The sequence below is a fragment of the Microbacterium sp. BH-3-3-3 genome (genome assembly GCF_001792815.1).
Classification (GTDB): Bacteria; Actinomycetota; Actinomycetes; order Actinomycetales; family Microbacteriaceae; genus Microbacterium.
Genome location: NZ_CP017674.1, coordinates 2179930 through 2191804, shown reverse-complemented (window position 1 = coordinate 2191804; position 11875 = coordinate 2179930). Strand labels below are relative to the sequence as shown.

At 71.9% G+C, this 11875-nt stretch carries 11 protein-coding genes; 4 read left to right on the top strand and 7 right to left on the bottom strand.

Translation table 11 applies throughout. From position 1 onward, the window contains the following. Window positions 1-18: 18 nt before the first annotated feature. The 4 genes from BJP65_RS10145 to BJP65_RS10130 all read right to left on the bottom strand — a co-directional run bounded on the left by BJP65_RS10145 (window position 19) and on the right by BJP65_RS10130 (window position 4299). Window positions 19-909 carry an FHA domain-containing protein gene (locus BJP65_RS10145; RefSeq protein WP_055934832.1) on the bottom strand — a complete coding sequence of 297 codons (891 nt, stop codon included), beginning with the start codon at window positions 907-909 and terminating at the stop codon, window positions 19-21. A 14-nt stretch (window positions 910-923) separates the two neighbouring features. After that, on the bottom strand, window positions 924-1196 hold the full coding sequence (locus BJP65_RS10140) for a hypothetical protein (RefSeq protein ID WP_070409058.1): 273 nt from the start codon (window positions 1194-1196) through the stop codon (window positions 924-926). Between the two features lie 109 nt (window positions 1197-1305). After that, window positions 1306-2271, bottom strand: a complete 966-nt coding sequence (locus BJP65_RS10135) for a serine hydrolase (protein ID WP_070409946.1) — start codon at window positions 2269-2271, stop codon at window positions 1306-1308. A gap of 48 nt (window positions 2272-2319) precedes the next feature. Continuing rightward, entirely contained in the window at window positions 2320-4299 is a 1980-nt protein-coding gene (locus BJP65_RS10130) for a M13 family metallopeptidase (protein ID WP_055832738.1), read from the bottom strand. A 99-nt stretch (window positions 4300-4398) separates the two neighbouring features. Here BJP65_RS10130 and BJP65_RS10125 point away from each other — a divergent pair, with 99 nt between their 5' ends. Then, on the top strand, window positions 4399-5727 hold the full coding sequence (locus BJP65_RS10125) for an MATE family efflux transporter (RefSeq protein ID WP_070409057.1): 1329 nt from the start codon (window positions 4399-4401) through the stop codon (window positions 5725-5727). 74 nt (window positions 5728-5801) lie between these two features. Here BJP65_RS10125 and BJP65_RS10120 read toward each other — a convergent pair whose 3' ends face one another. Together BJP65_RS10120 and BJP65_RS10115 are read right to left on the bottom strand one after the other, a co-directional pair. Next, on the bottom strand, window positions 5802-6242 hold the full coding sequence (locus BJP65_RS10120; protein WP_070409056.1) for a RidA family protein: 441 nt from the start codon (window positions 6240-6242) through the stop codon (window positions 5802-5804). A gap of 20 nt (window positions 6243-6262) precedes the next feature. Continuing rightward, on the bottom strand, window positions 6263-6925 hold the full coding sequence (locus BJP65_RS10115; protein WP_055832735.1) for an RNA methyltransferase: 663 nt from the start codon (window positions 6923-6925) through the stop codon (window positions 6263-6265). 77 nt (window positions 6926-7002) lie between these two features. Between BJP65_RS10115 and BJP65_RS10110 the strand changes: the two genes are divergently transcribed. The 3 genes from BJP65_RS10110 (at window position 7003) to BJP65_RS10100 (ending at window position 9425) form a co-directional block, all read left to right on the top strand. Then, the gene (locus tag BJP65_RS10110) at window positions 7003-8280 is read left to right on the top strand and encodes an Nramp family divalent metal transporter (RefSeq protein WP_070409055.1); all 1278 of its coding nucleotides are present in this window, start codon (window positions 7003-7005) and stop codon (window positions 8278-8280) included. Between the two features lie 9 nt (window positions 8281-8289). Then, complete coding sequence (locus BJP65_RS10105; RefSeq protein ID WP_070409054.1) at window positions 8290-8925, top strand: metal-dependent transcriptional regulator; 636 nt, start codon at window positions 8290-8292, stop codon at window positions 8923-8925. A gap of 68 nt (window positions 8926-8993) precedes the next feature. Continuing rightward, complete coding sequence (locus tag BJP65_RS10100) at window positions 8994-9425, top strand: hypothetical protein (RefSeq protein ID WP_070409053.1); 432 nt, start codon at window positions 8994-8996, stop codon at window positions 9423-9425. A 9-nt stretch (window positions 9426-9434) separates the two neighbouring features. Here the strand turns inward: BJP65_RS10100 and BJP65_RS10095 are convergent, their stop codons facing one another. Beyond that, window positions 9435-11870, bottom strand: a complete 2436-nt coding sequence (locus tag BJP65_RS10095) for an HAD-IC family P-type ATPase (RefSeq protein ID WP_070409052.1) — start codon at window positions 11868-11870, stop codon at window positions 9435-9437. Window positions 11871-11875 lie beyond the last annotated feature (5 nt).

Below are 11875 nucleotides of genomic sequence, written 5' to 3'. Positions count from 1 at the left end.
GCCAGCCCGTCCACCGTCTCAGTCGGGATCGCTCGCGCGGCTGAGCGGGCCGCTCCCACCCCGCGGCGGCTGCTTGCGCTGACGCGCCAACTCGCCGCCGACGCGCCCGCCGTACGGTCGGCCGTGGTCGGCGAACTCGGCGCGGAAGTACGCGAGCCGCCAGTCGCCCAGCTCGATACGCGCACCGGTGCGCAGGATGCGCCCGCCGCGGTCACGACCCGGGCCTTGCTCGCGCGCCCCGCCGCCCCCGACCTCGTCGAAGCCGTACAGCACGTACTCGTCGTCGCCCTCGTGGCGGATCTCGGCGTGCACCGGCGCCAGGCCGGGCAGGCGCAGGTCGACCTCTTCGCCCGAACCGATCACGGTCTTCTCGGGCAGCAGGTCGAACTCGCGCGGCCGCGAGCCGTCCCACGTCGCGTCGCCGACCGCGAAGATCAGGCGCGGCCGCCCCGAGCCGGGCGTGTAGTGCGTCGTGGTGATGCGGCGGCGCACCGTGCGGTTGACGGTGGGAACCAGCGGCATCGGGGTGCCCGGCGGGATCGGGAAGACCGACCCCCGACCGTTCCGTTTCATCAGCAGCGGTGCCACCGCCGCGACAGAACCCAGTCGGATGTGCGCCGACCCCGTGACCGCCCGCTGCAGGACGCTGCGCTTGACGTCGCCGAGGTGCAGGATCGGACCGTCCGGCCCCTCCACGCGCACCGAGATGCCCCGGGATGCCAGGGCATCGGCCAGGGTCGACAACTCGCCCAGGGTGCGCCGACCGCGGCCCGGCAGGCGCGAGGGGTCGCTCACGAAGACGCGCACCTCGGAGCCCGCGGCGGTCACCGTGCCCTCGAACGGAGGCGACCCGGCATCCTCCGTCTCGTCGCGCTCCGAGAAGGCGAGGTCGATGTCGAGACGCACCATGACGGCGCCGCCCCTCAGCTGCCGCGGTGCGGGTCGGACCCGGCCGCGGTGTCGTCGCTCGTGGTGACGCGCAGGGTGCCGTTGAGCTTCCAGGTCGCGCGCGGGGCGTCGGGACCGATGTCGCGGGGAACCTCGACGGTCATGTCGACGAACGAGTAGTTGACGGCCGCGCCGCGACCGGTCAGATACGACCACATCTCGCGACCGAGGTCGGTCCAGTCGGTGATGGAGTGGCCCTCGGGGCCGGCCTTGTCGGCGAACGGGTCGGTGGTGGAGGAGTCGGACATGGCCCCGGTCCCTTCTTTCGTGTGGAGGCGACCAGCGTCCCAGCGACCCTCCGCGCCGGGGAAGGGATTGCGTTCGCGCGCCCGGTGGGGGAGCATTCTTCGCCGCCCGTCAGTACACGTACTCCATCAGCTCGACACCCAGCACGCGGAAGGCGTCGTGCGCCCGCAGACGGTGGGCGATCGAGAGGTCGTCGAAGTTGACGATCAGCGCGAACGCGACGCCCGCGCGCGGTCCGCCCAAGACGCCGGCCTCGGCGCGCACGCCCGCCGCGCGACCCGTCTTGTTGACGAACAGCAGCCCGTGCTGATCGTTCTCGTGGGCGAAGGGATCGAGGCCGGTGGCGGATGCCACGAGCGACAGGTCGTGGTTCAGGCTCAGCCACTCCGCGACCTGCGCGCTGACCCCCGGCGACACGATGGTCGAGTTCACCAGACCGGCGAACACGTGCGCCATCTCGCGCGCCGTGGACAGGGCCAGATGGGGGGCGTCATCGGGTCCGCGGGCGTCGCGGAACCGGTCGAGCAGCGCCGTGCGCCGCAGGCCCAGCTGTTCGACCCGCGCCCGCACCGATTGCAGCCCCACCCGGTGCACGAGGGCGTTGACCGCGAGAGCGTCGCCCGACGACGCGGCCAACGCCGCGAGATCGGCCACGGGCAGCGCCGGGGCCTTGAGGTGCTGCCAGACCCCGCCCTGGGCGGCGTCGTGCACCGACGCGCGGTCGACGATCTCGAGCGGGTCGAGGCGCCCCGCCTCGATCGCGGCGGCGACCTCGATCAGCAGCGGCACCACGCCGAGGCCGCCGACGGGCAGCGTCACGAAGTCGTCGCCCGACAGCACTTCCGCCCCACCGTCGAGATCGTCGATGCGCACCGAGACCTTGGCCCCCGACGCCGCCAGCTCGTCGAGCGAGCGCAGCGTCGCCGTGAACGACCGACGACCGGCCGCGGCGCGACGCGGGAGGCGCTTAGGTCCCTTGCGTCCCGCCCCGCGGAGGGCGGGGGCGTCGCGACGAGACGACGACTCCACCGGCCCACCGACGGGGTCGGGCACGGCGGGCTCGGGAACCGGGGGCATGCCCACGAGCGTGGCTCCTTCCGGGTCAGGAGGGCAACAAACGCGACCTCACCAAATGGTGACGCGCTGGTCGGCGTCGAGCCAGAGGGCGTCGCCCTCGGTGACTCCGAACGCCTCGTAGAATGCGTCGATGTTACGCACGATCTGATTGCAACGGAACTCGTTCGGCGAGTGCGGGTCGATGGTGAGCAGACGGATCGTCTCGGCGTCGCGCCCCTTCTGCTGCCAGATCTGAGCCCAGCTCAGCAGCAGACGCTGGATGCCGGTGAACCCGTCGACGTCGGGGCCCTCACCCGCCGTCTCGCCCTGTCCCTCGAGGAAGAGGCGGTATGCCGCGATCGCGATGCCGAGGCCGCCCAGGTCGCCGATGTTCTCGCCGATGGTGAGCGCGCCGTTGACGTGGTGCTCGTCGGCGAGGCCCTGCGGCACGAGCGCGTCGTACTGGGCGATGAGGGCCTTGGTGCGCTCCTCGAAGGCCGCGCGGTCGGCATCCGTCCACCAGTCGCGCAGCGACCCGTCACCGTCGAAACGGCTGCCCTGGTCGTCGAAGCCGTGTCCGATCTCGTGACCGATCACCGCACCGATGCCGCCGTAGTTGGCCGCGGCGTCACGGTCGGCGTCGAAGAACGGGTACTGCAGGATCGCGGCGGGGAACACGATCTCGTTCATGAGCGGGTTGTAGTACGCGTTCACGGTCTGCGGGGTCATGTACCACTCGTCGCGGTCGATCGGCTGGCCGACCTTCGCGAGCTGGCGGTCGTGCTCCCACAGGTGAGCGCGGCGTACGTTGCCGATCAGGTCGTCGGCGACGACCTCGAGCTCGCCGTAGTCCTTCCAGCGCACGGGGTAGCCGATCTTCGGCGTGAACGCGTCGAGCTTCGCGAGGGCGCGCTCGCGCGTCTCTTCGGTCATCCACTCGAGGCCGCGGATCGACCGACGGTACGCCTCGATGAGGTTGGCGACCAGGCCGTCCATGGCGTCCTTCGCCGCCGGCGGGAAGTGCCGCTCGACGTAGACCTTGCCGATCGCCTCGCCCAGGGCGGCCTCGACGAGACCCACCCCGCGCTTCCAGCGCTCGCGGTTCACCGGCACGCCCGTCAGCTGGGTGCCGTAGAAGGAGAAGTTCTCGGCGACGAAGTCGTCGGAGAGGAACGACGCGGCGGAGTGCACGATCTTGAATCGCACCCAGGCCTTCCAGTCGTCCAGGCGCTCCTCGACCAGCAGTCCCCCGAGCGACTCGATGAAGCTCGGCTGGTAGACGACGACCTCGGCGAGCGCGTTCTCGTGCCCCGGCGCGACGGCGGAACGCCACGGCTCGAGGTCGAGCCCGGCCAGGGCGACGGTGTCGTCCCACGACTTCAGGTTGTACGTCTTGACCGCGTCGCGGTTGTCTTCGCGCGACCAGTGGTGCGTGGCGATCTCGGTCTCGAGGGCGAAGACGCGGTCCGCGGATGCCGCGGCCTCGGCGACGCCGGCCAGGTCGAGCAGGCGCTCGATGTGGCCGCGGTACGCCGTGCGGGTCTCGTCGAAGTTCTCGAGGCGGTAGTAGCTCTCGTCGGGCAGCGAGATGCCGCTCTGGTACAGCACCGGGACGTAGCGGGTGGGCGCGCCCGGGTCGGGCTCGACGAACAGCGCCAGCAGACCGCTGACGCCGTCGCGCTCGAGGTCGCCGATGAGCTGCAGCAACGAGGCGATGTCGGTCACGGCGTCGACGCGCTCCAGGCGGGCCTCGATGGGCGCGCGGCCGAGCTGCTCGATGCGCTCAGTGTCCATGAAGCTCGCGAAGAGGTCGCCGATCTTGCGGGCCTCGGTGCCGGGCTCGGCATCCTGCGACTCCTGCACGATGGTGCGCACGTTCGCCTCGGCCTGCTCGGCGATGAGGTGGAACGAGCCCCAGCGGGCCTTGTCGTCGGGGATCTCGGTGCGCTCCAGCCAGCGGCCGTTCACGTGGCGGAACAGGTCGTCCTGCGGGCGGATCTCGTCGCTGAGCTCTTCGAGCGCGAGACCGGAACGGAGGTTGTCGGTCATGCAGTCAGGATAAGTGCCCCACATCGGTGCGGGCTCGGAACGGCGGTCGATGACCGCACGCTCCCGGGCGGTGTCGCACCCCCGCCCTAGGCTCGGAGCGTGACCACCCGCCCACCAGAGACGCTGAACCGCGCGATCCTCAGGCTCGCCGTTCCGGCGCTGGGCGCACTCATCGCCGAGCCGCTGTTCCTCATCGTCGACGCGGCGATGGTCGGGCACCTGGGCGTGGCGCCCCTGGCCGGTCTCGGTATCGCGGGAGCGGTGCTGCACACCGTCGTCGGACTCATGGTGTTCCTCGCGTACTCGACGACCCCCGCCGTGGCACGCCGCTTCGGCGCGGGCGAGTTCGGTCGCGCGGTCTCGGTGGGCATCGACGGCATGTGGCTCGCCGTGGGTCTCGGCGCGCTGCTCGCGGCCGTCGGCGTGCTGGCGACGCCCGCGATCGTCGACGTGTTCGGCGCCGCCCCCGACGTCGCCGAGAACGCGCGCACGTACCTGTCGATCTCGATGTGGGGCCTGCCCGCCATGCTGGTCGTGTTCGCGGCGACCGGATTGCTCCGCGGGATGCAGAACACCGTGACGCCGCTGTGGATCGCCGGCCTCGGCTTCGGCGCCAACGCGCTGCTCAACGCCGTCTTCATCTACGGCTTCGGCTGGGGGATCGCCGGCTCCGCCGCCGGAACGGTCGTGGCGCAGTGGGGAATGGTGGGCGCGTACGTGCTGGTCGTGCGGCGATTGGCCCGTCGGCATTCGGCATCCATCCGCCCCGAGCGCGCGGGGGTGAGCGGCACGGCCCGTTCGGGCGGCTGGCTGTTCCTGCGCACGGTGAGCCTGCGCGTGGCGTTCCTCGCCACCGTGGCCGTCGCGACCGGTCTCGGCTCGGCGGAGCTGGCGGGGTGGCAGATCGCGTTCACCATCTTCTCGACCGCGGCGTTCGCCCTCGACGCGCTCGCGATCGCCGCGCAGGCGCTGATCGGCAGCGCCCTGGGCGCCGGTGACTCCCCGACCGTCGGCCGGGTGCTGCGGCGCACGAGCGCCTGGGGTGTGTGGTTCGGCCTCGCCGTGGGGGCGATCGTGGCCGCCGCGTCGGGCGTGGTGGGGCTCGTGTTCACCGGCGATCCCGCGATCGCCGCCCTCATCCAGCCGGCGCTGCTCGTGCTCGCCCTGGCGCAGCCGCTCGCCGCTTTCGTGTTCGTGCTCGACGGGGTGCTGATCGGCGCGGGCGACGCGCGCTACCTCGCCCTCGCGGGCGTGCTCAACCTGGTGCCGTACGTGCCCGCGCTGGTGCTCGTGGCGCTCTTCGCCGGCGGCGGCGCCACGGGGCTCGCGTGGCTGGCCGCGTCGTTCTTCGGCGTCTACATGCTCGCGCGCGCGCTCACCCTGGGGCTCCGCGTGCGCGGGCAGAGGTGGATGACGGCGGGCGGGTGACGCCCGCCCCTCGATCCCACGGGCCGACCTCGCCGCGGAGCCGGTGAGGGCAGCCACCCGACCCGCGTCGGGGCTCAGCCGCGGGCGTCGACGCCCTCGGCCGCGACCTCGTCGAGCACCGCGGCGACGGCTTCGATCTCGACCAGCTGGCTGTCGTAGCCCAGCACCGTGACCCCCATCAACGTGCTCGGCACGTCGTGGTCGCCGAACGCGGCGCGCACGACGTCCCACGCCGCGACCAGGTCGGCCTGACGCGTGGATGCCACGAGCACCCGCGTCGAGATGACGTCGGTGAGCTGCGCCCCGGCATCGGCGAGCGCGGTGACGAGGTTGTCGACGCAGCTCCGGGCCTGTGCCGCGACGTCGCCCACCCCGACGGTCGCGCCGTCGGCGTCGAGGGGGCAGGAGCCCGCGAGGAAGATCAATCGGGCCTCGGCGGGGGCTGTCGCGGCGTAGGCGTACTCGGCGACGCTCGACAGCGAGGCCGAACGGATGAGGGTGACGGCTTGCGGCATCCCTCCACCCTCGCACGGGCTCACGCCCAGCGACGGCACCATTCGTACATGATCACGGCGGCCGCCGACGCGGCGTTGATCGACCGCGTCGACCCGTACTGCGTGATCTCGACCACGCCGGTCGCGGCCTCGATCGCCTCGGGCGACAGACCCGGGCCCTCCTGGCCGAACAGCAGCACGCAGCGCTCGGGCAGGTCGGCCCGGTCGACCGGCACCGATCCCTCGACGTTGTCGACGGCGATCACGGGCAGACCCGCCTCGCGCGCCCAGGCGGTGAACGCCGCGACGTCCTCGTGGTGACGCACGTGCTGATAGCGGTCGGTCACCATCGCGCCGCGGCGGTTCCACCGACGCTTGCCGACGATGTGCACCTCGGCGGCGAGGAAGGCGTTGGCGCTGCGCACGATCGATCCGATGTTGAGGTCGTGCTGCCAGTTCTCGATCGCGACGTGGAAAGGGTGCCGCTGCGCGTCGAGGTCGGCGACGATGGCCTCCATCGACCAGTAGCGGTACCCGTCGACGACGTTGCGCGTGTCGCCGTGGGCGAGGAGATCGGGGTCGTACCGCGGGTCGTCGGGCCATTCCCCGGGCCAGGGTCCAACGCCGTGGGTCGGGGCGGCGGCGCCCCCGTCGGGTTCTGGCGCGACCCGGGGCTCGGGCGCGGGGTCAGCGGCATCCGTCACCGGTTCAGGCTACCCGGGCCGCATCCGCGGCCACTCCCCCGCTTTTCGGTCGCCCGAAATATGGATAGGGTTTCGGCATGCCGAAAAATGACCTGGTCGCCGACCGACGCCACACCCCCGGGCGCGGGCTGTGGCTGCTCGGACCGGCGATGGTCGCGGGGGTCGCCTACCTCGACCCCGGCAACGTCGCCAGCAACATGACCGCCGGCGCGACCTTCGGCTACCTGCTGGTGTGGGTGGTCGTGCTGGGCAACGTCATGGCGTGGCTCATCCAGTACCTCTCGGCCAAGCTCGGCATCGTCACCGGCGAGAGCCTGCCCCAGGTGCTCGGACGCCGCATCCAGCGGCCCTGGGCCCGACGCCTCTACTGGGTACAGGCCGAGCTCGTCGCCATGGCCACCGACATCGCCGAGGTCATCGGCGGCGCCGTGGCCCTGAACCTGCTCTTCGGCGTCCCCCTTGTCTGGGGCGGCGCGATCACCGGCGTCGTGTCGATGCTGCTGCTCGTCGTGCAGTCCCGGCGGGGGGCGCGGGCGTTCGAGACCGTGCTGATCGGGCTCCTGCTCATCATCGCCGCGGGATTCACCTTCGGCCTGTTCTTCGCACCGCCCGACCCCGCCGGTGTGGTCGAGGGGCTCGTTCCGCGTTTCGAGGGGACGAACTCGGTGCTGCTGGCCGCGTCGATCCTCGGCGCGACGATCATGCCGCACGCCATCTACGCGCATTCGGCGCTCAGCCGCGACCGCTTCGCCCCCGGCTCGCCGACGGCGGCAGCCGACCTCGAGCAGGCCCGCGGCATCTCGACGCTCCGACTGCTGCGCGCCACCCGCTGGGACGTCACCATCGCCCTCGTGGTCGCCGGAACCGTCAACCTCGCGATCCTGCTGCTGGCCGCGGCGAACCTCGCCGGCGTCGACGGCACCGACAGCCTCGAGGGCGCCTACGCGGCTCTCCGCGACGGACTCGGCCCGGTCGTGGCGACCATGTTCGCCGTCGGGCTGCTCGCCAGCGGACTCGCCTCGACCTCGGTCGGTGCGTACGCCGGCGCCGAGATCATGCACGGCCTGCTGCGCGTGCGCGTCCCCCTGCTGGTGCGGCGGCTCGTCACCCTCATCCCCGCACTGGTCATCCTGGCCCTCGGCGTCGACCCCACGCTCGCGCTCGTGCTCAGCCAGGTCGTGCTGTCGTTCGGCATCCCGTTCGCGCTCATTCCCCTCGTCGCCCTCACCGCGCGGCGCGATCTGCTCGGCGCGCACCGCAACCGGCCGCTCACCACCGCCGGCGGGGTGCTGGCATCGGTGTTCCTGGTCACTTTGAACGCCGTGCTCCTGTGGCTGGTCTTCGCCGGCGGATAGGCTGACGACGTGGAATCGCCCGTGTCCGACGACTATCTCAAGGCGATCTACCACCACACCGAGTGGCAGGACTCCCCGATCACGCCCTCGCAGCTCGCCGCCGTGCTGGGCCTCGCTCCGTCGAGCGTGACCGAGATGGTGAAGAAGCTCGCCGCCCAGGGCCTGGTGACGCACCGGCCGTACGGTCCCGTCTCGCTCACCGCGGCGGGCGGCCGCCGCGCCGCCGGGGTGATCCGGCGCCACCGCCTGATCGAGACCTGGCTCGTGCGCGAGTTCGACTACGCCTGGCACGAAGTCCACGACGAAGCCGAGGTGCTCGAGCACGCGCTCAGCGACCGGCTGCTGGAGGGCATCGACGCCCGGCTCGGGCGACCGCGCTTCGACCCGCACGGCGATGCGATCCCGGATGCCGACGGCACGGTGCACCGCGAAGCCTTCGTGCTGCTCGCCCAGGCGTCGACGGGCCACACCGGGCGCGTGCTGCGGGTGAGCGACCGTGACCCCGAGCTGCTGCGGGCGCTGGTGGAGCGCAGCATCGACGTGGGGCACGAGATCGAGGTCGTCTCCGACGCCGTGGTGCGCGCGGACGGCGTCGACGTGACGCTTCCCGACGGCGCGGGCACCTCGGTCTGGCTGACGCGCTGAGGATCGCCCCCGCTGTCGCTACGCTGACCCCACCGGCACCCTGCCCCGCCGTCGATCGTGAGGCCCCCATGACCACTCCCGCCACGGTGCGCCGCCCCGTCGCCGTCACGGTCGCGATCGTGCTGGTCTACCTGGGCGGGCTGCTCAACACGGCGCTCGGCATCCTCGTGCTGCTCACCCGCTACGAGGTGACCGACGACCTCGTGCTCCCCGTCTCGCTCGTGGGTGCCGCGACCATCCTGCTGGGCCTGCTCACCGTCGCCGGCGGCTCGGCGCTCGCGCGCGGCAGTCGCCTCGCCCGCACCCTGCTCACCACCTACCTGACGGTCCTGGTCGTCCTGCAGGCCGCGGCGCTGGCGTTGACCGAGCTCGACCCGACGATCATCGTGGCGCTGATCGCGGCGCTCACGGTCATCGCGGCGATGTGGATCCCCCCGCACGCCCGACGCTACTTCGCGCGCACGGGCGCCGAGTCTGCGGCCTCGACGCCGGTGATCTGACCCGTCGCGTCAGCGTCGAGACCCCTCGGCATCGGCCCGCAGCAGACGCCGCACGAACCGGCGATGGGCGAAGCGCACCGCCTCGATCGCGGCGATCGCGACCACGACGATCATCGTGATCAGCACCGCTCCGTCTTCGCCCGGGTCGCGCAGCTGGAAGAAGTCGCCCAGCGCCGGCACCGTGAAGATCGCCGTGAGGGCGATGAACATGGCCCCGATGACGAGCACCTTCACCCGCGTGACCGGCCGCGAGAGCACCGTCAGCACCCAGATCGCGACGATGGCGAGGATGATCGTCGCCCCGGTGCGCAGCTGCTCGACGCTCAGCCCCATGCCCAGCGCGAACCGCGTGTACACGGTGAGCGCGATGGCGATCACGATCCCGGCCGGGATCGCGAAGCTCAGCGACCTCTTCAAGAAGCCCGGCACGTAGCGCTGTGTGTTCGGGAGCAGGGCGAGGAAGAACGCCGGGATGCCGATCGTGAGGCCATCGGTGATCGACAACTGCCGCGGGAGGAAGGGGAACTCCATCACCAGCGCCCCGAACAGCACGGCGAGACCCGTCGCGTAGACGGTCTTGGTGAGGAAGAGCATCGACACGCGCTCGATGTTGGCGATCACCTGACGACCCTCGGCGACCACCGACGGCAGGTGCGAGAACCGACCGTCGAGCAGCACGAGACGCGCCACCGCCTTGGTGGCCGCCGCGCCCGAGTTCATCGCGATGCCGATGTCGGCCGTCTTGATCGCGAGTGCGTCGTTGACCCCGTCGCCCGTCATGGCCACGACGTGCCCGCGCGCCTGGAGGGCGGTGACCATGCGCCTCTTCTGGTCGGGGGTGACCCGGCCGAACACCGTGTGCTGTTCGAGGATCTCGCCGAGCTCGACGTCGTCGTCGGGGAGGCGCCGGGCGTCGTAGCCCTCGTCGACCTCGAGCCCCACCTCGCGCGCGATCGCGGCCACGGTGCGGGGATTGTCGCCCGAGATCACGCGCACGCCCACGCCCTGGTCGCGGAAGTAGGCCAGCGCCTCGGCGGCGTCGGGGCGCACCGCCTCGACGAAGGTGAGCACGGCGACGGCCACGGGCGCGGCGGGAAAACGTTCGGCTTCGACATCGGCGTCGTCGAGCGGTGCGTCGGTGTGGGCGAGAACGAGCGTGCGGCGCCCCGACGACGCCAAGCGGGTCACGGCCGCGCCCAGCTCGGTGCCGGCGTCGCCCGCGACGTCGCCGAAGACCATCTCGGGCGCACCGAGCACCCAGGTGCCGGACGGGCCCGCGGCGAACGACACCGCGCTCCATTTGCGTGCCGACGAGAACGGGATGCGCCGGGAGGCGTCGAGCGGGGCCTCGACCGGGAACGGCTCGCGCAGGCACTGCGCCGTGGCGTTGGCGTCGGGCGCCGCGCCGTACCACCCCAGGGTCTGCTGCCACCCCGCCCGTTCGGCCAGCGGCAGCGCGGCGTCGAACCGGATCTCGCCCGCGGTGAGCGTGCCCGTCTTGTCGAGGCAGATGACATCGACGCGCGCGAGGCCCTCGACCGCCGGCAGCTCGTTGACGAGCACCTTCTGCCCCGCCAACCGGGCCGCCCCGACGGCGAATGCGATCGAGGTCATCAGCACGAGCCCCAGCGGGATCATCGCGGTGAGCGAGGCGATCGTGTTCACGACGGCCTGCGACCAGGTGCCCTGCTGCCACGCCTGCACCCACCCGCCGGCGACCATCATCTGGGCGTTCAGCACCAGCAGTCCGATGGGACCGACGCCCCAGCCGACCCACCGCAGCACGCGGTCGATCGAGGTGCGCAGTTCGCTCGAGACGAGCTGGAAGCGTTTCGCCTCGGTGGCGAAGGCGTTCGCGTACGACTCGGCGCCGACGCGCACGACGCGGGCCGTGCCCTCGCCCGCCACGACGATCGATCCCGACAGCGCCTCGTCACCGGGCCTCTTGTCGACGGCATCCGATTCGCCGGTCAGCATCGACTCGTCGATCTGCAGCGCCCCCGAGTCGACGACGACGGCGTCGGCCGACACCTGGTCGCCGGCGCGCAGCACGAGCAGATCGTCGCGCACGACCTCGGACGGGGCGATCTCGACGTCGACCCCGTCGCGGCGCACCCGGGCGCGCGGTGCGTTGAGCAGCCCGAGCCGGTCGAGCGCCGCCTTCGCGCGGAACTCCTGCACGCATCCGATCACGGCGTTCGACAACGCGGCCACGCCGAACAGGGCGTCCTGCCACCGTCCGAGCAGCAGCAGAACGAGGAAGCACGCGCCGACGATCCCGTTGAAGAGCGTGAAGACGTTCGACCGCACGATGTTCCACGCGCTGCGGCTGCTGTCGGCGGTGAACGCGTTGGTCTGCCCCGAGGCGACCCGTTCGCCCACTTCGGCCGCGCTCAAGCCGCGGGCGTCGTCGAACTCGATGCTGTCGGCGATCGCCTGGTCCATGCGAT